Genomic DNA, 23,251 nt, shown 5'->3' on the forward strand with positions numbered 1-23,251 from the left:
TCGTCCTTCAAAATCAATCAGTCGCTACGGATCGCCAGGTTTCCGGCCTTCCGCCATTCGGCGCGGTTTCTTTACCGCCCAGGAAATGCATCAGGCGTTCTATCGCCAATGACACCCGTGCCGCAGCAGCAGGTTCGGCAATCGCCATGTGAACGACATTGTCGCGGCCCAATGCCACAGACAACGCCATCCGGTCCAGTGGCAAGGTCAATCCGGTTTCCCCAGAGCCTTCACGCTCTTGCCCGACGCGCCATGCCTGATCCAGCTTGCGACTGCCATCGACGCTGGCATCGCAGGCGTGGAGCAATAGCTCCACTGCCCCGGCGCGGCATCCTTCGGCAATCCGGTCAGAACCCAAGATAAGGTGCCCGGCGCGCATTTCGAGGCCCAGTCTATCGAGCAGGCTTCGGGTCAGCGCATCGGCAATCATCTGCGGCAGATCGTCCGGCAGTGTCAGCGCCGCCCCCTTAAACGCACGCGCCAGCGCCCCTTTTAAGCGGCTACCGCCTTTGCCGACTGCCATTGCAGCTTCCAATTCGGCACGGGATACCCCGATCCATGCACCGCGGCCTGGCGCCTTGGCCTGCGGATCGGGCAGCACGAGCCCATCCGGCGAAATAGCCAGACGGATCAGCCGTGCGCGCGGGCCATGCTCCCCAGAGAGGATGCACCGCCGCTCAGGCAGAGCCTTGTCGGCCCGCCCTTCTGCGGCATCAGCGATGTCGGGCGTCAGGCGCTCATTGGGTGGAGTCCGCATCGGCGGCCTCCTGAGTGTCGGGTTCGTTGGCGGAAGCAGCGGGAGCTTCTTCCTCGTCCTCGAACCAGTGGGCGCGGGCAGCCATAATGATTTCGTTGCCCTGTTCTTCGCTCAGGCCATATTCGCCCAGTACGCCGCCCTTATCATCCGCACGACCACGGTCGCGACGCATCGGGGGGCCATCGTTCGACTGACGGCGACGCGGCGCTTCGCGTTTCTTGGCGATCAGTTCATCCGTAGCGAGGTCGGCGAGATCGTCGAGCGTCTTGATCCCGGCCTTGCCGAGCGTAACCAGCATCGTTTCGGTCAGGTGCGGGATTTCAGCCAGAGCATCTTCGACACCCAGTTCCTGCCGTTCGGTACGTGCGGTAGCCTCGTGCCGTTCCAGCGCTTCGATCGCGCGGCTCTGCAGCTCTTCCGCCAGTTCTTCGTCGAAACCTTCGATGGTCGCGAGTTCATCGAGCTGAACGTAAGCGACTTCTTCCAGTTCGGAGAACCCTTCGGCGACCAGAAGCTGGCTGAGCGTTTCGTCCACGTCGAGCTCTTCCTCAAACATCTTGGAACGCTCGGCAAATTCTTTGCTGCGCTTCTCCGACGCCTCTTCCTCGGTCATGATATCGATCTGGTGGCCAGTAAGCTGGCTGGCGAGGCGAACGTTCTGCCCGCGGCGACCGATGGCAAGCGAAAGCTGATCGTCGGGCACGACAACTTCGATCCGACCGTCTTCTTCGTCGAGAACGACACGGCTGACGGTGGCGGGCTGAAGGCCGTTGACGACGAACGTCGCAGTGTCTTCACTCCAGGGGATAATATCGATTTTTTCGCCCTGCAGTTCCTGAACCACGGCCTGCACACGGCTGCCCTTCATCCCGACACAGGCGCCAACCGGATCGATGCTGCTGTCGTGGCTGATAACGCCGATCTTGGCCCGGCTGCCCGGATCGCGCGCGGCTGCCTTGATTTCGATGATGCCATCGTAAATTTCAGGCACTTCCTGCGCGAACAGCTTCTTCATGAAATCTGGATGCGCGCGACTGAGGAAAATCTGCGGGCCGCGGTTGTTGCGCTCCACCTTAGTGATCAGCGCACGCACCCGTTCGCCAACACGAGCAGCCTCGCGGGGGATCTGCTGATCACGACGGATGACACCTTCGGCGCGACCGAGATTGACGATCACGTGCCCGAATTCGACCGACTTGATCACCCCGGTGATGACTTCGCCAGCGCGGTCCTTGAATTCGTTATACTGACGTTCACGCTCAGCATCACGGACCTTCTGGAAGATAACCTGCTTCGCGCTTTGCGCGTCGATGCGGCCCAGATCGACCGGCGGCAGCGGATCGACAATGAAGTCACCCAGTTGCGAGCCCGGCTCCAGTTTCTGCGCCTGTTCCAGATTAACCTGCTTGAAGTAGTCTTCAACTTCTTCAACCACTTCGACCACACGCCACAAGCGCAGATCGCCGGTCATCGGATCGAGCTTGGCGCGAATGTCGTTTTCCGCACCATAACGGTTACGCGCGCTCTTCTGGATCGCTTCTTCCATCGCTTCGATAACGATGGCCTTGTCGATCATCTTTTCCGAGGCAACGGAATTCGCGATTGCGAGCAGTTCGGCCTTGTTGGCGGAAATGGAACTGGACATCAGCGAGATCTCACTCTTCTTCGACAGTTTCGATAATTTCTTCGTCCGCACCCGCTGTATCCAGCGGGCGGGTGGCGGCAATCAGTTCATCGGTCAGGACAAGCTTGGCCGAATGGATCATCGGCAAAGGAAGGCTGGTTTCACCGGCCTTACGATCGTCGATCACGACCGTTTCACCATCGATACCCTGCAGAATACCGCGCAAATTGCGCTGCCCTTCCCAAGCCTTGTCCATGCTGATCTTGATCTCGTGCCCTGCCCATTGGACATAATCCTTCGGGCGAGTCAGCGGGCGATCGATTCCAGGACTGGACACTTCGAGGTGGTACGCGCCTTCTACCAGCACCTCCCCGGCTTCTTCCCGTGCATCGAGCAGTTCCGACACGCGGCGGCTGAGCGCGGCGCATTGTTCGATCACCAGTTGCCCGGTTGCCGGATCTTCCGCCATGATCTGCAGGGCCATGCCGCCATCGCCAGCTTCGGACGGCATCATCTTAACGCGCACGAGTTCAAAACCGAGGGCCTGTGCCTCCGGTTCGATCAGTTCAGCAAGGCGCGCGATATCCGCCATCGTATCTCCATTTTACGCGACAATTGCGACAACTGGATGGCCAAAGGCATTTGCGACCGGCCCCTGTCGGCGCCAGCCCTCCAGTGTCACGACAATGTCGGGATGGATGGCGAGATAGGCGCGAGTCCCCAAAAAGGCAAGCGGTTATCACTTTCTCCGCGGGGGAGAACTTCAGCTTCCGTCGCTCAGACCGTGTTTCTTGATGCAGTGACGCAGTTGATCGTACGTGAGCCCCAATGCCTTGGCAGTCTGGCGCTGGTTCCAACGATTGCGGCCGAGAGCGTGCTCCACAATCTGGCGTTCGTGCGCTTCCACAGCGCCGCGCAGATCGTCGACAGCATCAAGATCGGGCGCGCGCGGTGCGGATTGCACCCCACCCCCGCCAACTTCCGACTTTGGTGCAGCACGTTCGCTCAGCGGCTTCCACGGGCTTTCGAAGGGATCGAACACCACATGCCCCACCGGACTCTCGGGATCGTCCCAGCGATAGACTGCCCGCTCCACCACATTACGCAATTCGCGGACATTACCAGGCCAGGAGTATTGCTCCATCTGATCCCAGACATGCCCGGCAAAACCGGGCCAGTTGGTCCATCGCAATTCGGACGCCATACGCCGCCCGAAAAACTCCGCCAGCACACCGATGTCCCCTTCCCGCACCCGCAATGGTGGCAGGGTAATCACCTCAAAACTCAACCGATCGAGCAGATCGGCACGAAATTTCCCCTGCGCCGCCAGCGCCGGCAAATCCTCATTGGTCGCAGCCACGATTCGCACATCGACCCGCAGCGGGCGACTCGATCCGATGCGGGTCACTTCGCCATATTCGACCGCACGCAGCAACCGCTCCTGCGCGCCCATACTCAAAGTGCCCAGTTCGTCGAGAAATAACGTCCCCTTGTCGGCTTCCTCGAACCGACCCGCGCGCGCTCTGGTAGCGCCGGTGAAAGCCCCCGCTTCGTGGCCGAACAACTCGGCTTCGATCAGCGTTTCCGGCAGAGCCGCGCAGTTCATAGTGACAAGCGGTTCGTCCCAACGGTTGGAGAGACGATGCAGACGTTCGGCAATCAGTTCCTTGCCCGTACCGCGCTCCCCGATCACCAGCACCGGGCGCTGCATCGGCGCAGCACGACTGGCCCGCTCGACCGCATCGAGGAAGGCACCAGACTGGCCAATAAACTGACTTTCCCGCTCCATTTGCCAAGAGATAGTGTAAATTCCCGATTATTAGCAATTGAAACCAACATGTCGTTCGTCGAAAATTATCAACCACTTGTAATTGCGTAATTTATTCAGTTTGGCACACCCCTTGCTGATAGGTGAACGTAACCAACAGGGAGTTTGCCGCAATGTTCGACCGTCGTTTCCTTCGCACCAAGCTGGGCCAGGCCGCACTCGCCAGCGTAGCGACGATGGCCGCGTTCGTGGCATTGAGCAGTCAGATTCAGGCTACCCCCGCTTTTGCTGCGGACACGCCTGTCAACACGGTGATCCTCGCATGAACAGCCCCACTTCTCATGATCCCCTTGGGCCGGAGCGCACGTCCCCCTCTTCGACCGCGAGCGAATCCGCCCGTGTCGATGGCGCTCCGGCCCGCCCCTTCCTGAGCCGGATCGAGCAGGAAGTCGAACGCCTGCGCCAGAGCCCAACCCCTACCCAGTCTTCCCGCGCACAGCGGGACATCGCCAACTACGGAGTCGCCTTCATGGGTATCTTCAGCCGCACACGAGATATTATCGCGGCCAACTTCAACGACATGCTCGACAAGGCTGATGACCCGGCCAAAATGATCCGCATGATTATCCTCGAAATGGAGGAAACCCTGGTCGAAGTTCGCGCCAGCGCCGCGCGCACGATCGCGGATCAGAAGGAAATGCATCGCCACACGGTCAAACTCGACAAGTTGCAGGCCGACTGGGCGGAGAAAGCACAGCTCGCGCTCAGCAAGGATCGCGAAGACCTCGCCCGTGCCGCGCTGGTTGAAAGGAAAAAAGCCGCCGATATGGGCGAGCAGTTGAAAGCGGAAATCGCCGTGCTCGACGATGCTCTGCGCGCTTACGAGCAGGACATCGACAAGCTGCAGGTCCGCCTGCGCGAAGCCCGCAGCCGCCAGACGGCCATCGCCGCGCGGCTGGAAAGCGCAGAAAACCGCGTCAAACTCCGCAGCCTGATGACCAACGAACGGGCAGACGAAGCGCTTGCCCGGTTCGACCAGCTCGAACGCCGGGTCGATTATGCCGAAGGTCGCGCCGAAGCGCTGAGCATCGCCGATGGTAACGGCAAGCCAACACTGGCGGATGAAATCAATGCCTTAGCGGGCGGCGACAAGATCGACGCCGAACTGGAAGAAATGAAGCGCGCACTCGGCATGAGCAGCAGCGACGACAGCGCACAGGACAAGGGGGAATAAGCAATGGATCTGGAACCTGCCATGGCGATCGTGGCTATCTTCATCGGCCTGCCGTGGATCGTGCTGCACTATATCACCAAGTGGAAAACCGCAGCTACGATCACCACCGACGACGAAGTGCTGCTGGAAGAGCTCTACAGCCTCGCCAAACGGCTTGATGAGCGGATGGACACCGTCGAGCGATTGGTCGCCAGCGACCACGCCGATTTCCAACCCACCCGGCTGATGCACGATCGCGCAGTCGACAACCAGCCGCTCGACGAACTCGAACGCATGATGGCCGAAAAGAAGGGAGCCAAACTGTGAGCACTAGCCCGCGTACCACGCTTTACCGCGACAAGCAGAATGCCAAGCTGATGGGCGTCTGTGCCGGAATTGCCGACTACACAGGCGTCAATGCGCTGTGGGTCCGGCTGGGTTTCCTCATACTGCTGTTCACCGTCGCCCCCATTCTCTTGCCCGCATATTTCGTGACCGGAATGCTGCTGAGCAAGAAGCCGCCGCATCTCTACGTCGATCAGGAAGAGACCAAATACTGGCAGCGCGTGCGGCAGAGCCCCAAGCGGACCGCTCGCGAAATCCGCTCACGCTTCCGCGACATCGATCGCCGCCTGGCCGACGTCGAAACATATTACGTCACCAGCAATCCGCGCCTGTCAGCCGAGATCGAACGCCTGCGCTGAACGGACAGAAACAAGGAGTTTATGAGTCATGGACGCAGGTACAATCGGTGTTTTCATTCCGATCATCGCGCTATCCATTCCCATCGTCGCGATATGGACCAGACACCAACGCAAGATGGCAGAACTTCAGGTTCACACCACAGCCGACGCCACCGCTGAAAAGGCCGCACAATACGCCAGTAAAGTACAGGCGCTGGAGGACAGAGTGCGGGTTCTCGAACGCATCGTGACCGAAAAGGGATACGACGTCGCCACTCAGATCGAAGCGCTGCGCGATCAGCGACGCGTGGATGACACCAGCGGAGCGCAACTCGACAGCAGTCATAATCGTGACAAGGAGGCAGTGTGATGGGCTTCGAAATGATACAGACCATTACGCCGCTGGTTGTCATTGTGGGTGTCGCCGGAGTTGTCGGCTGGGTCGCTACCACCTGGATGCGGATCAAGAACGGCTATCCGCTCGATGGAGCATGGGGTCAGGCGGTTTATCCGAAAACGGATGGCGAAGCGGTCGAGCGTGTGAAATTGCTGACGCAGGAAAACGCGCAGCTGCGGGCCGAAATCGGTTCCGTCAAAGACCGGCTCGCCAATGTCGAAAAGATCGTGACTGACAGCAGCTACCACCTGACCCACGAAATCGAGCGACTGCGCGATGGCAAGGAGAAGGTTCAGTGAGCTTCTTTTCCGCTGCTGTCGCAATCGTGGCAATCATCGCATTCTCGGTGATGCGGATCGTGCGCTACAGCACCGAACACCGCGGCCACCGGGACAGCGCCACGCCGACAAACGATGCCGAGAAAATCGCACTACGCCACGAGGTTGAGGATCTGCGCGAAAGGGTCCGCGTCCTCGAACGCATCGCTACCGATGCCAATTCCAGCAATGCCCTCGATTCCCGTCGGGTTGCCGACGAGATCGAGGCCCTGCGCGACCGTTGATCGCCCGCACCGGGAGCTTTTCGACAATGACCGAACAGATCATCGTTTCCACTGCTATGCTGTTTTCCGTCGCGATTATCGCTTTCGTCGGATTGAAAGGATGGCAGGGCTGGCTTTCGTTGAAAGAGCGAGAGCTGGAACGAGGTATTTCCATCTCTCGACCAGCTTCCGATGCGGAGAGCGGCAGCGCTATGGGTGCAGCCCGGATCGAACTATCGGACCTTAAAGAACGAATTCGTAAACTCGAAGCGATTGCCAGTGGAGTAGATCTATGAGCAAACCGACCACCCGCGCGACAGAAGCTGGCATCGGCCTTGGCAGCGCACTGGCCGTCGCGATTTCGTGGAGCCTGCACAAATCGATTATCTGGGCGGTGATCCACGGGGTTTTGAGTTGGTTCTACGTAATTTATTACGCCTTCACCCGGCCTAGCGGGCTGGGCGGCTGACAAGGAACGGACGCTTACAGTGCAACCGCCCCGTTGATCGCTGTCGTCGTGTAGCCCGGCCGGCCGATGGTGCGGGACACCACACAAGGCTCTTTCCTTCCGGCGCGCCCACCCCTACCTTACTCCAATGCGTTCAATCAGCGATATTGCCGAAGAATATGATTTCCTCGATGCAGACGAACGCTATCGTCTGCTGATCGAACTGGGTCGTGAACTGGAAGCGATGCCCGATGCGCTGAAGACCGATGCCACACTGGTACGCGGATGCTCGGCCCAGGTCTGGGTTTACCCCACAGGCGATGCGGCGCGGCTCCATTTCATGGCCGACAGCAACGCCGCGATTACAAAGGGTATCGTCGCGCTGGTTATCTCCGCCGTGCAGGATCGGCCCGCAAGCGAAGTCGCCGCAATGGATGTGACCGCAGCCCTCGAACCGTTCGATCTGAAAAATCAACTCAGTTCCAATCGCACGCAAGGCGTACCCAACATGATCGCGCTGGTGAAAGAGCACGCTGCGCGGATTGCAGCAGGATGATATGCGGCACCTGTACCTCGCGCTTGGCCTGATCGCAGTTGCGCTGGGGGCGATTGGCGCGGCTTTGCCGCTGATGCCGACTGTTCCGTTTCTGTTACTGGCGGTCTATTTCTTTGCCCGTTCCAACCCCGCGTGGGAAAAGAAAATACTCGATCACCCCTCTTGGGGGCCGCAAGTACGCGACTGGACCGAACGGCGCGCAATCAGCCGCCGCGCCAAAACGATGGCCATCGGCGCGATGGCGACAGGCGCTGTGGTCACTTACTTCACCCTTGGCGAACCGTGGTATTTCATTTCCATCGCTGTTCTGGTGATTTGCGGCAGTTGGATCGCCACCCGAAACGAGTAACCCGCTTCTTCGATCAACCAAGAGCCGTGCGATAAAGCGCGAGTAACCTGCCCCATGCCCGTTCGGCCTGTTCACGATTGTATGCGGGCGAATCCGGCACGGTCCAACCATGATCGGCAGGATAGACTTCGATTTCCGCGGAACGCCCCGCTGCATCGGCAGACTGGCGCAGGATAGTCTTGGCCTCAGGTTGTTTGGCATCGTCGTTCTGGGCGATGGCGAACAGGAAACCGGCCTGCGTATCCTGCAACATCGCATGCGGGCTCTGGCCTCCTTCGCGCACCAGCCCCCCGCCGTGGAAACTGGCCGCAGCTTTGACCCGGCCGGGAACCGCTGCTGCGCTCCACACGGTATAGGGGCCGCCCATGCAATAGCCCTGCGTACCGATACCTTTATCGGTATCCACAGCCCCCTGACTGTCGAGCCACGCCACCAGCGATCTGGTATCGCGCATGACTGCATCGGCATCCATCTTCGCGCGCCACGAACTCACTTTCTGAAACCCATCAACGGCCATAAAACCGGCAAAGTCGGCAAATTGCGGCGCGGCTACGTCTCGGTAATATGGGTTAGCGACAAGTACGGCATAACCTTCGCCCGCAAGCCGCCGTGCCATCGCCTTGAATGCATCGCGCAAACCGGCAATATCGGGCCACACGATCACTGCTGCCGCAGGCTCCGCCGGATGGACGAAGAACGCATCCATCGTCCCATCCGCGGTCGGGATGCTCACCATTGTTTCTGCCAGACCGCCAGTGGTCGCCGCCGACCCGCTCGCACCCGTCGCGCCATTGGTGGCTGTCTGGGTACAGGCAGCAAGCCCGACCGCCATTCCCGCCGCACCGAAACTACGTCGACTGAAACCATTTGATCGGACACGTCCGGCAAATCGGGCAAGATCGGTTTCATCGCACATGGGCGAGTCCTTTCAGATAGACCTTTTACGGCACAACGATAACAGCGCTCTGCAAACAGTCCACCTCGGACGAAATGCAGTCCGACAATACACCATCAAACGCACAAAAACCGATATGAGATCGGAATAACGGACACAGGTTGCAGGGCTGGACAGGCGGAGCGGGCTACACTAACGCCCGCGCTGTCCTTTGGGGAGTAGCCGCCGATCCATCCCGGATCGGACCTGACCGTCAACATACTTGGCCGAGAGGCCATGGCGGCGGGGGAGCGCAGCGGGCCGCAATCGGCTCCGCGGGCACCGGGCGAGACCAATGGCATTGCGCCCCCGCCACGCCGGGCGGGTGGGTGCGATGCTGTTGCGCTTGCGACCCGCCCGGCCTGGAGACTTTTCGATGTTCGAAGCCTTCACTACCTCCACCGCGCTCGTCGCGCTGGCGGAAATCGGTGACAAGACGATGCTGCTGGCCATCGTCCTGGCCACGCGATTCCGCCGACCTTTGCCAATTATCGCGGGCATATTCTTCGCAACCATCGTCAATCACGCACTGGCCGCGTGGGTGGGTGAACTGGCCGCCGGTTTCTTCGAAGCGCACTGGTTCCGCATCGCCGTTGCCGTCAGCTTCATCGTCATGGGCCTGTGGACGCTGATCCCGGACAAGTTCGACGAAGACGATAGCCCGGTCACCCGCCACGGCGCATTTCTCACAACATTGGTCGCGTTCTTCATCGTCGAAATGGGGGACAAGACGCAGCTCGCCACTGTCGCGCTCGGCGCGCAGTTCCAGTCGGTGCTAGCGGTTGCCGCGGGCACTACGCTGGGCATGATGATCGCCAATGTTCCGGCGGTATTGCTGGGCAATGCACTGGTCGAACGGGTATCGCTCAAAGTCGTTCGCTGGGTAGCCGCCGCGCTATTCATCGTCGTGGGTTTGTGGATGCTGTTCGAAGTACTTTGATTGCAGTCCGCCGTGGTATCGGTCGCGTTGCGGCGCTATAGCCTCGCAACGCGACCCATGGCCCAACCCCGATTTGAGATTCGATGCCCCGATCCCTGCGCGCATTGACTGCTGAGATAGGTGAACGGATCGACGACCGCTGGCCCGGCCTGCGTCGGCGCGCGACCGGCCTTGGCCTTGCGCTTGCCATCGAATGCGGGATTATCGCCTTGTTGCTGACGCTGGGTATCGCCAGCCATCGGCAGGCAGAGATGAGCGAAACACTCGTCAGCGTGGCGTTCGGCCCGGATAAGGCGAAGGATACGCCTAAGCCGCGCGAGCCGGAAAAGGCAGCGAAGAGCGCACCGCGTGTAGCCAGCAACACGCCCGTCGTTCCACAGCCCACACCGCCGCAACCGCAGGCGGTCCCCATCCCGAACCCGGCGCCAACCACCCCGCCCGCTGCGCTGATTCCACTCACCCGCGACCAGATGGCAGGGTCGAATATCTCGAACATCAAGCCCAAGCTGCCGACTGGGCCGCCCGATCGATCGATGGGCCCACCCAACACGGGATCGTCAGGCGATACCCCGCGCGTAGGCACGACCGCCGGTGGACAGCCGCTCTACGCGGCGGCATGGTATCGCGAGCCATATCCCGACGAACTGAACGGATACCTCTCCACCGCCAGCAGCCCGGGCTGGGCGCTGATAAATTGCCAGACGGTGCGCAATTATCGAGTTGAGAACTGCGTTCTCGAAGATGAATGGCCGAACGGAGCTGGAATTGGCCGCGCGGTGCTCGCCGCTGCGTGGCAGTTCAGAGTTCGCCCACCGCGTGTAGGCGGGGTGTCGCAAGTGGGGGATTGGGTGAGGATACGGATCACTTACCAGAACAAGCGCGGGTAGCGCGCCCGCATACGGCCCCTCACGCGGCAAGCGCGCCTCCCGGAGGGCTTATCTCCGCAACAGAGCCGCTTCGCATTCGTCCATCAGTTGCGTCATGATGTCTGCAACCGGCTGTTCTTCCTTGACCATACCGACCGACTGCCCCGCCATCAGCGAGCCATTTTCGATATCGCCATCGATCACCGCCCGGCGAAGCGCACCTGCCCAGTAATGTTCGATCTGCAATTGCGCTTCGGCCATTTCGACTGCGCCGCTATCGAGCAGTCCGGCAACTTCACGCTGCTTGGCGGTAAATTCTTCCGTGCCCTTGTTCTTCAGCGCGCGCACCGGAATCACCGGCAGACGCGAATCGACCTGCACACTGGCCACCGCATCGCGGGCACCGGCGCGGAAAAACGCCTTCTTGAAATCGGGATGAGCGATGGACTCCGTGGCGCAGGCAAAGCGAGTACCCAGTTGCACGCCGACCGCACCCATTTCCAGATAGCCCGCGATCGCTTCGCCCCGACCGATACCGCCCGCGACGAATACGAGGTGGTCTTCGCTCAAAACAGGGAGGAATTCCTGCGCCAGAACGCTGGTGGAAACCGGGCCGATATGGCCGCCTGCCTCCATCCCTTCGATCACCAGCGCATCGCCGCCGCTTCGCAGCAGCTTTTTCGCGAGTGCCAAAGTGGGCGCGAAAACGATTACTTTGGCACCGAATTCCTTGATCGCTTCGACACTGCCCTTAGGCGGAATGCCGCCCGCCAGCACGACATGGCTCACCCCATGTTTCCCACACACAGCGATCAGATCGAACAGCTGCGGGTGCATCGTGATGAGGTTGACGCCAAACGGCTTGTCCGTTCGCGCTTTCGTTTCGGCAATCTCGGTATCGAGCAATTCGGGCGTCATCGCGCCGCAAGCGATCACCCCGAAACCGCCCGCGTTGGAAATCGCGGAAACGAGATTGCGTTCGGACACCCAGCTCATCGCGCCGCACAGGATCGCGTGTTCGGTGCCCAGAAATTCGCGACCGCGCTGCATCAGCGCGTGGGTTTTGCTGTAATTGTTCATCGCACGGGCGGTTAAGGCCAAGCGCGGCACGCGGCAAGCGACTTTGCATCGGTGGACCGGGAATGCGGCAGCTTCTGCGAAATTGCGGATATACGGATCGCGGCGGTTACAGTAGGCGAGGCGCATGATTTCGCTCTTCCAGACGCATTCCGCCGGGATCGGGCTTGCGCTGCTGATCGCCCTGTTCATCGCTTTCCTGCTCGAACGCAGGCCACCTGTCGTCATTGCCACCGTCGGCGCACTGGCGATGACAGTTCTGGGTTATCTCGATTCCAAAGAACTGCTGGGGGTCTTCTCCAATACGGCCCCGATCACCATCGCGGCGATGTTCGTACTGTCCGGGGCACTGCTCCGCACCGGCGCGCTGGAGGGAATTTCGGGCTGGGTCATCCGCCGCACAATGCGGCGTCCCCGTCTGGCGCTGGGCGAGATCGGCGGCGGCACTGTGCTGGCATCGGCTTTCATGAACAACACCCCGGTGGTGATCGTGATGATCCCGATTGTCAGGCGACTTGCCCGCGTTTTGAACATCGCCCCGACACGACTGCTGATCCCGTTGTCCTACCTGTCGATCCTGGGCGGTACGCTTACTCTGATCGGTACATCGACGAACCTGCTGGTGGACGGCGTAGCCCGTGACAAAGGGCTGGCCCCATTCGGCATTTTCGAAATCACGACCGTTGGCCTCGTCTCTTCCGTGGCCGGGATTCTGTTACTGCTGGTGCTGGCGCCACGCCTGCTGCCATCGCGCCCTGCACGCAGTATGGACGAGGACGCGGAAAGCGATAGCTATCTGTCGCATCTGGTGTTGCAGCCGGAAAGCAGCCTCATCGGTTCGCCAGTCGGGACAACCGCCATTGCTCGACGCCCCGGAGTGCGCGTCGTCGGCATCAAACATGGCAAGCAGATCGAACGGCACGACCTTGAAAGCCATGTTCTGAGAGAAGGCGACCAGTTGGTGATCGCGGCCAGTCCGGCAGAACTGGCCTCGCTTGCGGAGCAATTCGATTTCCGCACCGGGCTAACCGGGATCGGGGGCGGTATCGCCACTGCCGGTCCCGAACGCCCCGCCGATCTCAAACTGGTAGAAGCTGTGATCGGCCCCTCTCACCCGATTATCGGGCGGAGACTGGCTGAAATTCCATTACTCTCGCAAATTCAGGCGCGCGTTCTAGGCCTGTCGCGCCCCCGCCATGTTGCAGGGCCGGAACTGGCCGAAGTCCGCTGCCGCGCAGGCGATCGCCTGTTACTGGCTGTCGGCAGCGACGGCGCACAGATGCTACAAAGCAATGTCGGATTGAACGACGTCAGCGAAGCGCCCGCCCGTGCATTCCGGCGGACGAAAGCGCCGGTGGCCATCGCTGTGCTGGCCGCAGTCGTGCTGCTGGCCGCTCTGTTCGGTATGCCGATACAGGCGCTCGCCATCGGCGGGGTGGCGATGGTCCTGCTCACTCGCTGCATCGAGCCGGAAGAAGCGTGGAGCTCTATCGATGGCAACACGCTGGTGCTGATCTTCGCTATGCTGGCCTTCGGCAAAGGGCTGGAAAATGCCGGCACGGTGCAGATGATCGTCGATGCCCTCGGCCCGACTTTTTCCACTGCATCGCCATTCGTGCTGCTGCTGATGCTCTATGCCGTGACATCGGTTCTGACCGAAGTGGTCACCAACAATGCAGTTGCTGTCATCATGACGCCCATTGCCATCGGTCTGGCCAGCGTAACGGGGGACGATCCGCGCCCTCTGGTAATCGCGGTGATGTTCGGCGCCAGCGCCAGTTTCGCCACGCCGATTGGATACCAGACCAACACGCTGGTATATGGTGCCGCCAATTATCGCTTTACCGACTTCCTGAAAATCGGCCTGCCCATGAACGCCACCGTCGGTCTCGCGACCTGTGCGGCATTACATTTCATGTGGTGAAGCGTCATGACACCCACGGAGCCAGCTTAAACGACAACCGCCCTTACCAACGTCTGCGGCAAGAGCGGTTGTTGAATGGGTATCGCAACAAGCGACTGGTCGCTGCCAATCGCATCTGAGGCAGCGATTATCGGGGCGTAGCTTTAATCAGTCAGCATCGAGCCCATAGGCAGTGTGCAGGACGCGGACGGCCAGTTCGGTTTCGTCTTCGTCGATCATCACGCTGACCTTGATCTCGCTGGTGGAGATCGCCTGAATGTTGATTCCGCGGTCTGCCAGGCTCTTGAACATTGTCGAGGCAACACCTGCGTGGCTCTTCATCCCCACGCCGACCACACTGACTTTCGCCACATGGCTATCGGTGATGATACGGTTGAAGCCGATGTCCTCCCGGCGATCTTCCAGCAGGGCCTGCGCGCGCGGCAGATCGGTCTGCGGCACAGTGAAGGTCACGTCGGTTTCGCCCTTATCGCGGCCGACGTTTTGGATAATCATATCCACGTTGATGCTGGCATCGGCCAGCGGACTGAAGATGTTGGCCACTGCCCCCGGCTTGTCGGGCACACGGGTAAGGATGATCTTCGCCTCGTTCTTGTCATGCGCGATGCCGGTAACGTGCTGGCGTTCCATGTGGCCATCCTCCAGGATTTGTTCCATTTCCTCTTCCGACACGATCATGGTGCCGGGAAGTTCGTCTGCCGGTACAGCGTCGTCGCCAGTGAAGCTGGAGAGGACTTGCACCCGCACCCCTTCTTTCATCGCAAGGCCGACCGAACGGGTCTGCAGAACCTTGGCCCCGACAGAGGCGAGTTCCAGCATTTCCTCGTAAGTCACCGCCTTCTGCTTACGCGCCTTGGCAACGATGCGCGGGTCTGTGGTATAGACCCCGTCGACGTCGGTATAGATGTCGCACCGGTCCGCACCGATCGCCGCCGCGACGGCGACAGCGGACGTATCCGATCCGCCACGCCCCAGCGTCGTAACCCGACCATCGCCGCCGATACCCTGAAAGCCGGGAATCACAGCGATTTCGCCTGCCGCCATACTGGCCAGCAAGGCATCCGAATCGATATCTTCGATCCGCGCCTTGGCATGGGCTTCCACAGTGTGGACAGGCAATTGCCAGCCCAGCCAGCTACGTGCCTTGCAACCCAGTGCCTGCAGCGTCAGCGCCAGCAGCCCGCTGGTCACCTGTTCGCCGCTGGCGACCACCACATCGTATTCCGCCGGATCGTACAGCGGATTCGCCTCGCGGCAGAAATTGACCAGACGATCGGTTTCGCCCGCCATCGCGGAAACGACCACCGCGACCTGATCGCCATTGGCGGCCTGCTTGCGGACTATATTGGCCACACGCCGGATTCGCTCGGTCCCGGCCATTGAAGTGCCGCCGAATTTCATCACGATGCGTGCCAAGTAACTATCTCCCGCTGGAAGAGGCTCCGGCGCGCTGTTAGGGGTGTGGAATGAGCGATGCAATAAGCCAGCCTGATACGAATTCTAATAACGGCCAAACGATCCGACCGGATGAGGCCGCGCATTTCGGGCGACTCGCGTCCGAATGGTGGGATCCAAAGGGATCTTCGGCCATGCTTCACCGGCTCAACCCGGTGCGGCTGGAATTCGTGCGCGCCGCGATCGACCGCCACTGGCCCGCGCAAAGCAACAGCGCAAAGCCGCTGGCAGGCAAGGCCGCGCTCGATGTCGGATGCGGCGCGGGCCTGCTGTGCGAACCGCTTGCGCGGCTGGGCGCGGATGTGACCGGGGTCGATGCCGCACCGGAAAACATCGCTGCTGCTGCCACCCATGCCGAAGGGATGGGGCTGCCTGTCCGCTATATCGCGGGTGAAGTGGGCGCGCTGGATATCGGCACATTCGATCTCGTCACTGCGATGGAAGTGATCGAACACGTTGCGGACAAGCCCGCCTTCGTCGCTGCACTGGCGGCGCGCCTTGCCCCCGACAGCGATCAGGGTGGCGGGCTGATGATCCTGTCCACCCCCAACCGTACACCCGCCAGCCGCCTGCTGCTGATCGGCGCGGCAGAGGCGACGGGGATGATCCCGCGCGGCACACACCACTGGGACGATTTCATTACGCCCGATGAAATGCGCGATTTACTGGCCGATGCCGGCCTGACGATGGGGGAACCGCAAGGCATTGCTTTCTCGCCAGCGAAGGGCCTGCACCTGTCGGGCGACCTGTCGCTGAACTACATCGTCAGTGCAGTGCGCGAATAGGGCAGAGCTGATTCAATCGTTAGCCTGCATCTCTTCCGGCACATCATCGCCGGGGCGGAAATATAGCTGCGCGCATTCCTGCGCCAGCACCCCGCCATGCAGCACGATATCATCCTTGTACGCATCGGCAATGAAGTCGAGCGTCGAGAGATGCCGGTCTTCGAAATACATCTCGTGCACATCTTCCCGACGGGCGCCGAACACGATGCGACCGATCCCGGCCCATATGCTGGCGAAAGTGCACATGCCGCACGGCTGCAAAGTGGAATACAGCGTTGCGCCTTCGATCCGCATTTCGCCCGCCGTCGCCCCGGCATGGCGCAATGCCTCGATTTCAGCGTGAGCGGTGGCATCGCAGCATTCGGCCGTGCGATTGACACCCTGCCCCACGATTGCACCATCGCGCACCACCAGCGCGGCAATCGGGGTATTGGCCGGATCGCGCCCCTTTTCCGCCACGGCGAGCGCGATCGCCTGTCGCATCCACCCGGCGTCCGTCACTGTCGGCAAACCATTCGGCGGGCTATCGGGCGCGCTCATTTGCCATCGCGCAGTTTCACGGCATCGCCCGGATTATCGGTGAACACACCATCCACGCCCGCTGCCGCAATCGCGGCAAAGGCGGCGGCATAATTGCCAGCGGCGACGGGATCGCTGCCGTTTTGCAGCGGCTTGGGCAGGAACGCGTTTTCCTTGCGTAAGGTCCACCCGTGAATCTTCAGCCCCGCCGCATGGGCATCGGCCACCAGCGCGGTAGCCTTGCCGTCGGGGCCGATCAGCATTGTCAGATCGGGGCCGATGGCATCGGCATATTGCGCGATTTCCTTCAGCCCGCTGGGCGTGGCCATCGCGGCATATGTCATCTCCGCTTCGTCCGCAGGGCCGCTTTCTCTGGCGACCAGTTGCACCAGCTTGAAATCGCTGCGCTGCTTCAGCCGCTGCAACGCGCCGACTTCGAAGCATTCGATAAACACCGGATCGCTACCGCTCAGGCCCAGTTGCCGCATTTCGTGCAACAGCAAATCGACTGTATCGATGCCCTGTTCCTGCAACAGAAAAGTGGGATGTTTCAGTTCGAGATATATCCCGATCTTGCGCCCGGTTTCAGCTTGCTTGGCCCGCACCAGCTTCACCATTTCGGCCAAAGTGGGCACTTGCCACAGCCCGTCGAACCGGGTGTTGGCCGCTCTGATGCCGGGCAGTCGCTCTCTGGCCCGCAAAGTACGCAGTTCAGCGAGCGTGAAATCTTCCGCGAACCAGCCATTCACCAGATGCCCGTCGATCTCCTTGGCGCGGCGGCGGCTGGCGAAATCGGAATGATCGGCAACATCGGTCGTCTCTGTCAGATCGTTTTCATGTCGGGCGACCAGCACCCCATCCTTTGTAACGACCAGATCGGCTTCGATATAATCGGCCCCGTCATCGATCGCCTTTTCATAAGCGCCCAGCGTATGCTCGGGCCGTTCGCCGCTGGCACCGCGATGGCCGATAACCAGTTGTGCGTTCGCAGGCTCCGCAAGGACAAGCGCAGCGGTCATCAAAGCGGCTGTAAAGAAGGGAAAGAATCGCATGGCCGCGGTTGTGGCATTGCCAGCCCGAAGGTCAACCGAACATCCGCGCAATGGCCGCACGGGCCTGCCGTTCGCGATCCGCGAAGTCGCCCGACACGGTTTCGTAAACCACCCCCACCTGCCGGAGGACACCCTCCGCCGTCGCGGCGAATTGCGCCCGCAGTTCAGGTGTGCCGAAAAATCGCGTACCATCGGCCACCCACGGAACGTCGGGCGAGAAAAGCAGATACAGCTCCGCCTTGTCGTATTCGAGTAGTTCGCCGGGGATTTCACCGAACAGCATCTGCGCCCATGCCGCTGTCATCAGCGGATCGGTATCGAGCAGGACCAGCCGCGGATTCCCTTCGCACGAAATCCGCATCAACCGGTCCTGTTCGCCAGCAATTTCCAGCAAATCCGGCAGCGTGAAATCGGTGGTCACGTTTTCGGCATAGATACGCCCGAATTCAGGCACCAGCGGACAAACGAATTCCCCCGCCAGTTTCCGCGCCAATACCGACTTTCCCGTACTTTCGGCCCCGTGAAAACAGACCCGGATCATACTGCCGCCTCTTCACGCCGCATTTGGCGGTCCCGCCGATAGGCCCGTGTCCATTCGCTCTGCCCCAGAACCGACATCGCCAGAAACGCGACATAGAGCAACGCCAGCAAAGGCAGGTCGCGCATCACGTACAGGCCGATCGACACCAGATCGATCACGATCCACAGGAACCAGTTTTCGATGCGCCGGAAAGACAGCAGCAGCTGCGCCGTCACGCTCATCCCCGCGACAGCACTATCGGCCATCGGCAGCGCGGCGTCGGTCCAGCGGTCCATCGCCAGCCCCAGTGCGATGCTGGCGATTGCAGTCACCCCCAGCCAGGCGAAGCGTGCGGGCCAGCTCATCCAGCCGACCGGCACCTGATCGCCCGCGTCTTTCACCCGGCTCCACAGCCACCAGCCCCACAGGTTCACGACAAAGAAGAATACCTGCAGCCCCGCTTCGGCATAGAGCCGCGCTTCGAACAGAACGAAGCCGACACAGCTCACCATCGCCAGCGCAGCGGGGAAATTCCACACCGAGCGGCGTACCAGCAGATAAATATTGATGAACCCGAAGACCGTGCCGATCAGTTCGAGGGGACTCATAGGCCGAACTCCCTCAGCCGAGCACTTCTGCCCAGCGATCGGCGTCGAAACCGATCAGGATACCATCCGGATAGACGACGACCGGCCGCTTTATCATCGAAGGCTGCGCTTCCATCAGTCGCACGGCCTTTTCCGCGTCGATCCCTTCCTTCTGTTCGGGTTCGAGTTTGCGAAAGGTGGTGCCGCGACGGTTCAGCAGCGCTTCCCACCCGGCATCCGCGATCCACGCACGCAGCAAAGCGGGATCGGCCCCCTCTTTCTTGTAATCATGAAAAGTGTAGGCGATGCCTGCATCGTCCAGCCACTTGCGCGCCTTCTTCACTGTGTCGCAGTTGGGAATGCCGTAAAACGCGATTGTCATTGCCTGCCTCTCTGGCTGAATTCGCGGACACGCGGGCTGTCACACGCAAACAAGGTATAACTGGCATAATACCGATCGCGCCCCTTGCCCTGCATCGCCCGATGTTCGCTCACCTGTCCCCACGCGCGGGCATCATCCGCGCTATCCCATTCACTTATCGCGACCACTTCGCCATCGTCGGCGGTATAGGACTTGAATGATCGGAAGCCGGGCTGTTGCGCGGCCAGCATTTCCATCGCCGCAGCATCGGCCGCATAGGCCGCGCTGTCGATATCGACACGTTTTCGATTTCGAAAAACGACCAGAAACATCGCGCTTTAACGCCTCTCTCACCACAATCATTATCCGGCACTAAGCGCCTTTTTCGATTGGCGATTTTGGCGTTAGTGAGGTTGGCTGGAGCGACGCAACAGCAAATCTGCTATCGCTTGCAAAATCATTCGCTTTTCAGATGGGCGTCGGCAATCGCCACTGCCAGCGCATCGGCCGCATCGGCCCCGCTCACCTGCGCGCCGGGCAACAGAATTTTGAGCATCGCCTGTACTTGCGCCTTTTCCGCGCCGCCTGTGCCGACCACCGCTTTCTTCACTACGCGCGCCGCATGTTCGCGGACCGCAACGCCTGCTTGGCCACACGCCGCCAGCACGGCCCCGCGCGCCTGCGCCAGCTTCAGCGTGGATTGCGGGTTCTTGTTGCTGAACACCTCCTCCACCGCCACCCGGTCCGGCCGATACGTTGCAATCACGGCGGCGATGGCATCGTGCAGATGATGCAGCCGCTCGGCCATCGGCATTTTGGCATCGGTCGGCACCTGACCGTTGGCGATATGCGAAATCCGGCTGCCTTCGGCGCGGATCACGCCCCAGCCAGTACAACTGAGCGAAGGGTCCAGGCCGAGAACGATCATAGCCGCAGTCCAAAGCGCGATCCGACGTGCGCCATCGCCAGATACAGCATTAAGGTAAGCACGCACCCGGCCAGCAGCGCCAGCCAGAAATGCACGCCATTACGCAGGAGAGCGGGTATCAAGAGGAACATCGGCAAGCTGGGAAGAACATATCAGAACGTCGCCTGCGAATGGATCGCCATGTTTTCCGCATCGGGCCGGACATGCCACAGGAAAATCGTCCCCAACACGGAAACGAGCGGCAGCGACGCGGCGATAGCCGCTGTCGCCGGCAAGCGCCGCCCGATTTCCGAAATCGCCGCGATCATTGCGCCCGCGAGGATTGCCTTCGCGAGCGATGACCTCATCAGGAAAGTTTTTCCATCACTTCGTCGGACACTTCGTAATTGCCCCACACCGTCTGCACGTCGTCATCATCGTCGAGCGCGTCGATCAGGTTGAACAGCGTTTGCGCGCTGCCTTCGTCCACATCGACCGTAATGTTGGGTTTCCACGCCAGTTTGACGTTTTCCGCTTCGCCCAGCACCTTCTCCAGCGCACCGGCGACTTCGTGGAGCGATTCCATTTCGGTCCAGATCGTGTGACCGTCATCACCGCTTTCGACATCGTCAGCGCCGGATTCGATCGCCGCTTCGAGGACTTTTTCCTCGTCGCCCACGCTCGCCGGATATTCGATCATACCTTTGCGTTCGAACCCGTGGCTCACCGCGCCGCTGGCACCCAGATTGCCGCCGTTTTTGCTGAACGCGGTGCGGACGTTGGTAGCGGTACGATTGCGGTTGTCGGTCAGCGCTTCGACGATCAGCGCCACGCCGCCAGGGCCATACCCTTCGTAGCGGATTTCTTCGTAATCGTCGCCTTCGTTCGCAGTCGCCTTATCGATGGCGCGCTGGATATTGTCCTTGGGCATCGATTGCGCCTTGGCGTTGTTGATCGCCAGCCGCAGACGCGGGTTCATATCCGGATCGGGTGCGCCCATCTTCGCCGCGACCGTGATTTCACGGGACAGCTTGGAGAACATCGCCGAACGCTTCTTGTCCTGCGCGCCCTTGCGATGCATGATATTTTTGAATTTGGAATGACCTGCCATGGGTTCGTTCTGACCGTGTTGATTTTCTGATAGATGGACGGGGGCATTAGCCGCATGGAAGGGCAGCCGACAAGGGCCGTAATCGGTTCTGTAATTTTCAGCGAATGGCGCCAGTTCGGCAAGTTCCTGCTATTCCCCGCTCTGCCAGACCGTGCAACTATCCGTCCAAGCGCCGCGATACGCTCGCTTTTGTCGCTCTATCTGCTCGACATGCTGTTGATGGCAGTGCTGATCGGGGGGATGGCTGCGGCCAAGGCATCGGGCGTCAAAATGCCCGAACATCTGCTGAGCGAAATGACACTCGGCCCGGCTTTGCTAGGCTTTATCGTCATACTGGCACCGATCGGGGAAGAAACGATTTTCCGTTCATGGCTGTCGGGTCGTGCGGGACATTGGCTGGCGCTGCTGGTGCTGGCAACAGGTGCAGGTCTGACAGTAGCTCTCGCCCCCAAGGGGGTTGGCAGCGCAGCACTGCCGGTTACGCTCGGCATTCCGCTGCTGACTGCGGTTGCGATGGCGGCGGTGCTGTGGCGTATGCGGGGCCGCCCGGCTCTGCGCTGGTTCCAGCGCCACTTCCGCTGGTTTTACTACTTCAGCGCGCTGGCATTTGCCGCAATACATCTGATGAATTTCGTCGGCGCCGACACGCTCTATCTGATGCCGCTGGTTCTGCCGCAACTGACGCTCGGCCTGCTTCTCGGGTATCTGCGGGTCAATCGCGGGCTATGGGCATCGGTGCTGATGCATGCCCTGCATAACGCGCTGTTCATTTCGCTGGTCCTGTTCGGCGGAGGAGTGGGCGCCTGATATCGCAAACGCCCCTCACCCCCGACCGAACAGCGATTACACCGAGACGGCAGTCCCGCTGACCGATACCATCAGCATCGAACCGGTTTTGCCCAGCACTTCGTAGTCGATATCCACGCCGATCACGGCATTGGCGCCCAGCGCCTGCGCTTCGGCCTTCATTTCCGCAATCGCCTCTTTCCGGGCGCGGGCGAGCACTTCCTCGTACTTGCCCGAACGCCCGCCAACCAGATCGGTGATCGATGCAAACAGATCGCGCACGATATTCGCGCCCACGATCACTTCACCGGTCACGATCCCGCGATATGCGCGCACAGGCCGCCCTTCGATCAGCGTCGTAGTGGAGACGATCATGCCTCCTCCGTCGGTTTCGTTGTTCCAGGGGCTGGCCATCGTATCTCTCCGTCTGATTAAAGCGATCAGCCGAGGCCGAGCGCCGCCTTATAAGTGTCGAGCACCATTTCCATTTCATTGCGGTCGTCGGGCTTCATCTTCCGCAAACGCACGACCTGCCGCATGATTTTGGGATCGTAGCCGACGGCCTTCGCTTCTGCATAGACATCGCGGATATCGTCTGCGACGCCTTTCTTTTCTTCTTCAAGGCGTTCGATACGCTCGATCAGCAGGCGCAGGCGGTCGTCGGTGGCTTCGGCCATTATAATGCTCCGTCAGGAATAGTAAGAATCAGATTGCCCGCTCGATAGCGGCGGCGGCGGCAGTGCGAAACCCGCCGGATCGGTTATTCGGCGCGATTTTTTGCGATGCTCGCTTCCATGCGGGCGAGCTGTTCTTCGGTGGCGAGGCGCTGATGCTTGGCCTTCCATTCGTCCATCGGCATACCGTGAATCACCGCGCGCGCCTCGTCCTTGCTGCCAGCATAACCGGCATCGCGTATCCAGTCAGCCAGGCAGTTGCGGCAAAACCCCGACAACCCCATCAGGTCGATGTTCTGGGCATCGCTGCGATGGCGCAAATGGCGTACCAACCTGCGAAAAGCGGCAGCGGCCACGGCATCGTCGATCTGCTCCAGCGGATCGCCCGCAGCATTCGAATTCGTATCCATAGTTACC

The 23,251-nt window shown here is 60.6% G+C and carries 36 protein-coding genes; 16 read left to right on the top strand and 20 right to left on the bottom strand.

Annotation, left to right across the window (positions count from 1 at the left end; all coding sequences use genetic code 11):
- Positions 1 to 13: 13 nt before the first annotated feature.
- The 4 genes from CV013_RS10840 to pspF form a co-directional block, all read right to left on the bottom strand.
- The gene (locus CV013_RS10840) at positions 14 to 757 is read right to left on the bottom strand and encodes a DUF448 domain-containing protein (protein ID WP_102155551.1); all 744 of its coding nucleotides are present in this window, start codon (positions 755 to 757) and stop codon (positions 14 to 16) included.
- Positions 738 to 2,402, bottom strand: coding sequence for a transcription termination factor NusA (gene nusA, locus CV013_RS10845; protein ID WP_102155553.1), 1,665 nt, complete (start codon positions 2,400 to 2,402; stop codon positions 738 to 740). The genes CV013_RS10840 and nusA overlap by 20 nt, the downstream gene beginning before the upstream one ends.
- A gap of 10 nt (positions 2,403 to 2,412) precedes the next feature.
- Complete coding sequence (gene rimP / locus CV013_RS10850; protein WP_102155555.1) at positions 2,413 to 2,973, bottom strand: ribosome maturation protein RimP; 561 nt, start codon at positions 2,971 to 2,973, stop codon at positions 2,413 to 2,415.
- A gap of 171 nt (positions 2,974 to 3,144) precedes the next feature.
- Positions 3,145 to 4,170, bottom strand: a complete 1,026-nt coding sequence (gene pspF, locus CV013_RS10855; RefSeq protein ID WP_102155558.1) for a phage shock protein operon transcriptional activator — start codon at positions 4,168 to 4,170, stop codon at positions 3,145 to 3,147.
- 152 nt (positions 4,171 to 4,322) lie between these two features.
- On the opposite strand from pspF, the gene CV013_RS15715 reads away from it, so the two are divergent.
- The 11 genes from CV013_RS15715 (at position 4,323) to CV013_RS10900 (ending at position 8,336) form a co-directional block, all read left to right on the top strand.
- A complete protein-coding gene (locus tag CV013_RS15715) occupies positions 4,323 to 4,475 on the top strand; it encodes a hypothetical protein (protein WP_190276489.1) in 153 nt (50 codons plus the stop codon).
- On the top strand, positions 4,472 to 5,383 hold the full coding sequence (gene pspA, locus CV013_RS10860) for a phage shock protein PspA (protein WP_411848718.1): 912 nt from the start codon (positions 4,472 to 4,474) through the stop codon (positions 5,381 to 5,383). The genes CV013_RS15715 and pspA overlap by 4 nt, the downstream gene beginning before the upstream one ends.
- Before the next feature lie 3 nt (positions 5,384 to 5,386).
- Positions 5,387 to 5,689, top strand: coding sequence for an envelope stress response membrane protein PspB (pspB, locus tag CV013_RS10865; protein WP_190276487.1), 303 nt, complete (start codon positions 5,387 to 5,389; stop codon positions 5,687 to 5,689).
- Positions 5,686 to 6,066, top strand: a complete 381-nt coding sequence (pspC, locus tag CV013_RS10870; protein ID WP_102155562.1) for an envelope stress response membrane protein PspC — start codon at positions 5,686 to 5,688, stop codon at positions 6,064 to 6,066. Before pspB ends, pspC begins: the two co-directional genes overlap by 4 nt.
- Positions 6,067 to 6,094: 28 nt before the next feature.
- Positions 6,095 to 6,415 carry a hypothetical protein gene (locus CV013_RS10875; RefSeq protein ID WP_102155564.1) on the top strand — a complete coding sequence of 107 codons (321 nt, stop codon included), beginning with the start codon at positions 6,095 to 6,097 and terminating at the stop codon, positions 6,413 to 6,415.
- The gene (locus tag CV013_RS10880) at positions 6,415 to 6,741 is read left to right on the top strand and encodes a hypothetical protein (RefSeq protein WP_190276510.1); all 327 of its coding nucleotides are present in this window, start codon (positions 6,415 to 6,417) and stop codon (positions 6,739 to 6,741) included. Before CV013_RS10875 ends, CV013_RS10880 begins: the two co-directional genes overlap by 1 nt.
- Positions 6,738 to 7,004 (top strand): hypothetical protein, encoded by a 267-nt coding sequence (locus CV013_RS10885; RefSeq protein WP_102155566.1) that lies wholly within the window; start codon positions 6,738 to 6,740, stop codon positions 7,002 to 7,004. The genes CV013_RS10880 and CV013_RS10885 overlap by 4 nt, the downstream gene beginning before the upstream one ends.
- Before the next feature lie 26 nt (positions 7,005 to 7,030).
- The gene (locus CV013_RS10890; protein WP_102155952.1) at positions 7,031 to 7,279 is read left to right on the top strand and encodes a hypothetical protein; all 249 of its coding nucleotides are present in this window, start codon (positions 7,031 to 7,033) and stop codon (positions 7,277 to 7,279) included.
- Entirely contained in the window at positions 7,276 to 7,452 is a 177-nt protein-coding gene (locus tag CV013_RS15720) for a hypothetical protein (protein ID WP_190276486.1), read from the top strand. The genes CV013_RS10890 and CV013_RS15720 overlap by 4 nt, the downstream gene beginning before the upstream one ends.
- A gap of 127 nt (positions 7,453 to 7,579) precedes the next feature.
- Entirely contained in the window at positions 7,580 to 7,987 is a 408-nt protein-coding gene (locus CV013_RS10895) for a SufE family protein (RefSeq protein WP_102155570.1), read from the top strand.
- A gap of 1 nt (position 7,988) precedes the next feature.
- Positions 7,989 to 8,336: a YbaN family protein gene (locus tag CV013_RS10900; RefSeq protein WP_102155572.1), complete on the top strand. Its 348-nt coding sequence runs from the start codon at positions 7,989 to 7,991 to the stop codon at positions 8,334 to 8,336.
- Between the two features lie 13 nt (positions 8,337 to 8,349).
- Here the strand turns inward: CV013_RS10900 and CV013_RS10905 are convergent, their stop codons facing one another.
- Positions 8,350 to 9,252, bottom strand: coding sequence for a dienelactone hydrolase family protein (locus tag CV013_RS10905; RefSeq protein ID WP_102155574.1), 903 nt, complete (start codon positions 9,250 to 9,252; stop codon positions 8,350 to 8,352).
- A gap of 394 nt (positions 9,253 to 9,646) precedes the next feature.
- On the opposite strand from CV013_RS10905, the gene CV013_RS10910 reads away from it, so the two are divergent.
- Together CV013_RS10910 and CV013_RS10915 are read left to right on the top strand one after the other, a co-directional pair.
- Positions 9,647 to 10,210, top strand: a complete 564-nt coding sequence (locus CV013_RS10910) for a TMEM165/GDT1 family protein (RefSeq protein WP_102155953.1) — start codon at positions 9,647 to 9,649, stop codon at positions 10,208 to 10,210.
- Positions 10,211 to 10,314: 104 nt separating this feature from the next.
- Entirely contained in the window at positions 10,315 to 11,097 is a 783-nt protein-coding gene (locus CV013_RS10915; protein WP_232806588.1) for a hypothetical protein, read from the top strand.
- A 48-nt stretch (positions 11,098 to 11,145) separates the two neighbouring features.
- On the opposite strand, the gene CV013_RS10920 is transcribed toward CV013_RS10915, so the two are convergent.
- The gene (locus tag CV013_RS10920) at positions 11,146 to 12,156 is read right to left on the bottom strand and encodes an NAD(P)H-dependent flavin oxidoreductase (protein WP_102155954.1); all 1,011 of its coding nucleotides are present in this window, start codon (positions 12,154 to 12,156) and stop codon (positions 11,146 to 11,148) included.
- A 124-nt stretch (positions 12,157 to 12,280) separates the two neighbouring features.
- On the opposite strand from CV013_RS10920, the gene CV013_RS10925 reads away from it, so the two are divergent.
- Complete coding sequence (locus CV013_RS10925; RefSeq protein ID WP_102155577.1) at positions 12,281 to 14,077, top strand: SLC13 family permease; 1,797 nt, start codon at positions 12,281 to 12,283, stop codon at positions 14,075 to 14,077.
- A 147-nt stretch (positions 14,078 to 14,224) separates the two neighbouring features.
- On the opposite strand, the gene CV013_RS10930 is transcribed toward CV013_RS10925, so the two are convergent.
- The gene (locus CV013_RS10930; protein WP_102155579.1) at positions 14,225 to 15,493 is read right to left on the bottom strand and encodes an aspartate kinase; all 1,269 of its coding nucleotides are present in this window, start codon (positions 15,491 to 15,493) and stop codon (positions 14,225 to 14,227) included.
- 50 nt (positions 15,494 to 15,543) lie between these two features.
- Between CV013_RS10930 and ubiG the strand changes: the two genes are divergently transcribed.
- Complete coding sequence (gene ubiG / locus CV013_RS10935) at positions 15,544 to 16,317, top strand: bifunctional 2-polyprenyl-6-hydroxyphenol methylase/3-demethylubiquinol 3-O-methyltransferase UbiG (RefSeq protein ID WP_102155581.1); 774 nt, start codon at positions 15,544 to 15,546, stop codon at positions 16,315 to 16,317.
- A 12-nt stretch (positions 16,318 to 16,329) separates the two neighbouring features.
- On the opposite strand, the gene CV013_RS10940 is transcribed toward ubiG, so the two are convergent.
- The 10 genes from CV013_RS10940 to CV013_RS10980 form a co-directional block, all read right to left on the bottom strand.
- On the bottom strand, positions 16,330 to 16,857 hold the full coding sequence (locus CV013_RS10940; protein ID WP_223805216.1) for a nucleoside deaminase: 528 nt from the start codon (positions 16,855 to 16,857) through the stop codon (positions 16,330 to 16,332).
- Positions 16,854 to 17,888, bottom strand: a complete 1,035-nt coding sequence (locus CV013_RS10945) for a glycerophosphodiester phosphodiesterase family protein (RefSeq protein ID WP_102155583.1) — start codon at positions 17,886 to 17,888, stop codon at positions 16,854 to 16,856. The genes CV013_RS10940 and CV013_RS10945 overlap by 4 nt, the downstream gene beginning before the upstream one ends.
- 31 nt (positions 17,889 to 17,919) lie before the next feature.
- On the bottom strand, positions 17,920 to 18,429 hold the full coding sequence (locus CV013_RS10950; protein ID WP_102155585.1) for an AAA family ATPase: 510 nt from the start codon (positions 18,427 to 18,429) through the stop codon (positions 17,920 to 17,922).
- On the bottom strand, positions 18,426 to 19,016 hold the full coding sequence (pnuC, locus tag CV013_RS10955; protein WP_102155588.1) for a nicotinamide riboside transporter PnuC: 591 nt from the start codon (positions 19,014 to 19,016) through the stop codon (positions 18,426 to 18,428). Before pnuC ends, CV013_RS10950 begins: the two co-directional genes overlap by 4 nt.
- A gap of 13 nt (positions 19,017 to 19,029) precedes the next feature.
- Positions 19,030 to 19,377: an ArsC family reductase gene (locus CV013_RS10960; protein ID WP_102155590.1), complete on the bottom strand. Its 348-nt coding sequence runs from the start codon at positions 19,375 to 19,377 to the stop codon at positions 19,030 to 19,032.
- On the bottom strand, positions 19,374 to 19,688 hold the full coding sequence (locus tag CV013_RS10965; protein ID WP_102155592.1) for an antibiotic biosynthesis monooxygenase family protein: 315 nt from the start codon (positions 19,686 to 19,688) through the stop codon (positions 19,374 to 19,376). Before CV013_RS10965 ends, CV013_RS10960 begins: the two co-directional genes overlap by 4 nt.
- A gap of 125 nt (positions 19,689 to 19,813) precedes the next feature.
- Positions 19,814 to 20,284 carry a crossover junction endodeoxyribonuclease RuvC gene (gene ruvC / locus CV013_RS10970; protein ID WP_102155594.1) on the bottom strand — a complete coding sequence of 157 codons (471 nt, stop codon included), beginning with the start codon at positions 20,282 to 20,284 and terminating at the stop codon, positions 19,814 to 19,816.
- Positions 20,281 to 20,415 (bottom strand): hypothetical protein, encoded by a 135-nt coding sequence (locus tag CV013_RS16040; protein WP_408057041.1) that lies wholly within the window; start codon positions 20,413 to 20,415, stop codon positions 20,281 to 20,283. The genes ruvC and CV013_RS16040 overlap by 4 nt, the downstream gene beginning before the upstream one ends.
- A 21-nt stretch (positions 20,416 to 20,436) precedes the next feature.
- Entirely contained in the window at positions 20,437 to 20,631 is a 195-nt protein-coding gene (locus tag CV013_RS16045; RefSeq protein WP_408057042.1) for a hypothetical protein, read from the bottom strand.
- A complete protein-coding gene (locus tag CV013_RS10980) occupies positions 20,631 to 21,374 on the bottom strand; it encodes a YebC/PmpR family DNA-binding transcriptional regulator (protein ID WP_102155596.1) in 744 nt (247 codons plus the stop codon). The genes CV013_RS16045 and CV013_RS10980 overlap by 1 nt, the downstream gene beginning before the upstream one ends.
- 33 nt (positions 21,375 to 21,407) lie before the next feature.
- On the opposite strand from CV013_RS10980, the gene CV013_RS10985 reads away from it, so the two are divergent.
- On the top strand, positions 21,408 to 22,181 hold the full coding sequence (locus tag CV013_RS10985) for a CPBP family glutamic-type intramembrane protease (protein ID WP_102155598.1): 774 nt from the start codon (positions 21,408 to 21,410) through the stop codon (positions 22,179 to 22,181).
- Positions 22,182 to 22,217: 36 nt separating this feature from the next.
- Here the strand turns inward: CV013_RS10985 and CV013_RS10990 are convergent, their stop codons facing one another.
- The 3 genes from CV013_RS10990 to CV013_RS11000 form a co-directional block, all read right to left on the bottom strand.
- Positions 22,218 to 22,535 (bottom strand): heavy metal-binding domain-containing protein, encoded by a 318-nt coding sequence (locus tag CV013_RS10990; RefSeq protein WP_102155956.1) that lies wholly within the window; start codon positions 22,533 to 22,535, stop codon positions 22,218 to 22,220.
- Between the two features lie 65 nt (positions 22,536 to 22,600).
- On the bottom strand, positions 22,601 to 22,837 hold the full coding sequence (locus CV013_RS10995; protein ID WP_102155602.1) for a DUF2312 domain-containing protein: 237 nt from the start codon (positions 22,835 to 22,837) through the stop codon (positions 22,601 to 22,603).
- Positions 22,838 to 22,920: 83 nt separating this feature from the next.
- On the bottom strand, positions 22,921 to 23,244 hold the full coding sequence (locus tag CV013_RS11000; RefSeq protein ID WP_102155605.1) for a DUF1244 domain-containing protein: 324 nt from the start codon (positions 23,242 to 23,244) through the stop codon (positions 22,921 to 22,923).
- Between the last annotated feature and the right edge of the window lie 7 nt (positions 23,245 to 23,251).

Origin of the sequence: Tsuneonella flava (genome assembly GCF_002870965.1) — a bacterium.
GTDB classification, from domain to species: domain Bacteria; phylum Pseudomonadota; class Alphaproteobacteria; order Sphingomonadales; family Sphingomonadaceae; genus Tsuneonella; species Tsuneonella flava.

What these genes read in the sequence shown, in the direction of transcription:
- CV013_RS10840 (WP_102155551.1), bottom strand. Translation starts at nt 757, where the DNA reads ATGCGGACTCCACCCAATGAGCGCCTGACGCCCGACATCGCTGATGCC.
- nusA (WP_102155553.1), bottom strand. Translation starts at nt 2,402, where the DNA reads ATGTCCAGTTCCATTTCCGCCAACAAGGCCGAACTGCTCGCAATCGCG.
- rimP (WP_102155555.1), bottom strand. Translation starts at nt 2,973, where the DNA reads ATGGCGGATATCGCGCGCCTTGCTGAACTGATCGAACCGGAGGCACAG.
- pspF (WP_102155558.1), bottom strand. Translation starts at nt 4,170, where the DNA reads ATGGAGCGGGAAAGTCAGTTTATTGGCCAGTCTGGTGCCTTCCTCGAT.
- CV013_RS15715 (WP_190276489.1), top strand. Translation starts at nt 4,323, where the DNA reads ATGTTCGACCGTCGTTTCCTTCGCACCAAGCTGGGCCAGGCCGCACTC.
- pspA (WP_411848718.1), top strand. Translation starts at nt 4,472, where the DNA reads ATGAACAGCCCCACTTCTCATGATCCCCTTGGGCCGGAGCGCACGTCC.
- pspB (WP_190276487.1), top strand. Translation starts at nt 5,387, where the DNA reads ATGGATCTGGAACCTGCCATGGCGATCGTGGCTATCTTCATCGGCCTG.
- CV013_RS10875 (WP_102155564.1), top strand. Translation starts at nt 6,095, where the DNA reads ATGGACGCAGGTACAATCGGTGTTTTCATTCCGATCATCGCGCTATCC.
- CV013_RS10880 (WP_190276510.1), top strand. Translation starts at nt 6,415, where the DNA reads ATGGGCTTCGAAATGATACAGACCATTACGCCGCTGGTTGTCATTGTG.
- CV013_RS10890 (WP_102155952.1), top strand. Translation starts at nt 7,031, where the DNA reads ATGACCGAACAGATCATCGTTTCCACTGCTATGCTGTTTTCCGTCGCG.
- CV013_RS15720 (WP_190276486.1), top strand. Translation starts at nt 7,276, where the DNA reads ATGAGCAAACCGACCACCCGCGCGACAGAAGCTGGCATCGGCCTTGGC.
- CV013_RS10895 (WP_102155570.1), top strand. Translation starts at nt 7,580, where the DNA reads ATGCGTTCAATCAGCGATATTGCCGAAGAATATGATTTCCTCGATGCA.
- CV013_RS10900 (WP_102155572.1), top strand. Translation starts at nt 7,989, where the DNA reads ATGCGGCACCTGTACCTCGCGCTTGGCCTGATCGCAGTTGCGCTGGGG.
- CV013_RS10905 (WP_102155574.1), bottom strand. Translation starts at nt 9,252, where the DNA reads ATGTGCGATGAAACCGATCTTGCCCGATTTGCCGGACGTGTCCGATCA.
- CV013_RS10910 (WP_102155953.1), top strand. Translation starts at nt 9,647, where the DNA reads ATGTTCGAAGCCTTCACTACCTCCACCGCGCTCGTCGCGCTGGCGGAA.
- CV013_RS10920 (WP_102155954.1), bottom strand. Translation starts at nt 12,156, where the DNA reads ATGAACAATTACAGCAAAACCCACGCGCTGATGCAGCGCGGTCGCGAA.
- CV013_RS10925 (WP_102155577.1), top strand. Translation starts at nt 12,281, where the DNA reads ATGATTTCGCTCTTCCAGACGCATTCCGCCGGGATCGGGCTTGCGCTG.
- ubiG (WP_102155581.1), top strand. Translation starts at nt 15,544, where the DNA reads ATGAGCGATGCAATAAGCCAGCCTGATACGAATTCTAATAACGGCCAA.
- CV013_RS10940 (WP_223805216.1), bottom strand. Translation starts at nt 16,857, where the DNA reads ATGAGCGCGCCCGATAGCCCGCCGAATGGTTTGCCGACAGTGACGGAC.
- CV013_RS10945 (WP_102155583.1), bottom strand. Translation starts at nt 17,888, where the DNA reads ATGCGATTCTTTCCCTTCTTTACAGCCGCTTTGATGACCGCTGCGCTT.
- CV013_RS10950 (WP_102155585.1), bottom strand. Translation starts at nt 18,429, where the DNA reads ATGATCCGGGTCTGTTTTCACGGGGCCGAAAGTACGGGAAAGTCGGTA.
- pnuC (WP_102155588.1), bottom strand. Translation starts at nt 19,016, where the DNA reads ATGAGTCCCCTCGAACTGATCGGCACGGTCTTCGGGTTCATCAATATT.
- CV013_RS10960 (WP_102155590.1), bottom strand. Translation starts at nt 19,377, where the DNA reads ATGACAATCGCGTTTTACGGCATTCCCAACTGCGACACAGTGAAGAAG.
- CV013_RS10965 (WP_102155592.1), bottom strand. Translation starts at nt 19,688, where the DNA reads ATGTTTCTGGTCGTTTTTCGAAATCGAAAACGTGTCGATATCGACAGC.
- ruvC (WP_102155594.1), bottom strand. Translation starts at nt 20,284, where the DNA reads ATGATCGTTCTCGGCCTGGACCCTTCGCTCAGTTGTACTGGCTGGGGC.
- CV013_RS16040 (WP_408057041.1), bottom strand. Translation starts at nt 20,415, where the DNA reads ATGTTCCTCTTGATACCCGCTCTCCTGCGTAATGGCGTGCATTTCTGG.
- CV013_RS16045 (WP_408057042.1), bottom strand. Translation starts at nt 20,631, where the DNA reads ATGAGGTCATCGCTCGCGAAGGCAATCCTCGCGGGCGCAATGATCGCG.
- CV013_RS10980 (WP_102155596.1), bottom strand. Translation starts at nt 21,374, where the DNA reads ATGGCAGGTCATTCCAAATTCAAAAATATCATGCATCGCAAGGGCGCG.
- CV013_RS10985 (WP_102155598.1), top strand. Translation starts at nt 21,408, where the DNA reads ATGGACGGGGGCATTAGCCGCATGGAAGGGCAGCCGACAAGGGCCGTA.
- CV013_RS10990 (WP_102155956.1), bottom strand. Translation starts at nt 22,535, where the DNA reads ATGATCGTCTCCACTACGACGCTGATCGAAGGGCGGCCTGTGCGCGCA.
- CV013_RS10995 (WP_102155602.1), bottom strand. Translation starts at nt 22,837, where the DNA reads ATGGCCGAAGCCACCGACGACCGCCTGCGCCTGCTGATCGAGCGTATC.
- CV013_RS11000 (WP_102155605.1), bottom strand. Translation starts at nt 23,244, where the DNA reads ATGGATACGAATTCGAATGCTGCGGGCGATCCGCTGGAGCAGATCGAC.